Here is a 564-nt window from a genome sequence, read left to right as displayed (position 1 = left end):
AATATATTTATAAAGTACCATCTAAAATTAAAGGAGAAGATATTATTTTAAATATTAAAGATATTTATAAAATAGCAAAAATTCTTAATGAGACTATTTTTAAAGAATATAAAGGATTAGAAAAAGTTTATTCTTTTTTAAAATCAATGGCTAAATTAACAAATAAATTAAATATACCTTTAAATTGAATTACACCTGCAGGTTTAGATATAACTCAAAAATATAATAAAACTAAAACATCTTCTATATCTATTAAATTATTTGGAAGAACTAAACAATTAAACTTAACAGAAAAAACTGATGAACTTAATACTTTCAAACAAGAATTAGCAATTATTCCTAATGTTATTCATTCTTTAGATGCTAGTCATTTATACGAAATTATACTAGAAACAAGAAAAAATAATATTAATAATATTTTAGCTGTTCATGACTGTTTTGGAACACATCCAAATAAAATGGGTGATCTTATTCATGCTGTTAGAAAAACTTTTATTATACAATACACTGATTTAAATTTTCTTAATAAATTTAGAGATAGAATTATTCAATCTATTAAAGATC

Annotated in this window: 2 protein-coding genes; both read left to right on the top strand. The window is 20.2% G+C overall.

The features are described 5' to 3' along the window. Positions 1–188: hypothetical protein (locus HY29_RS19450; protein ID WP_162176758.1), on the top strand; the 188-nt coding region annotated here is incomplete at its 5' end. Then, positions 189–564 (top strand): DNA-directed RNA polymerase (locus HY29_RS20000; RefSeq protein WP_155838417.1); only part of this gene is annotated, 376 nt, incomplete at its 3' end.

Source organism: Hyphomonas beringensis (assembly GCF_000682755.1).
Taxonomy (GTDB): domain Bacteria; phylum Pseudomonadota; class Alphaproteobacteria; order Caulobacterales; family Hyphomonadaceae; genus Hyphomonas; species Hyphomonas beringensis.
Note: the sequence above shows the minus strand (reverse complement) of the source record. Positions and strands in the feature narration are given on the sequence as shown.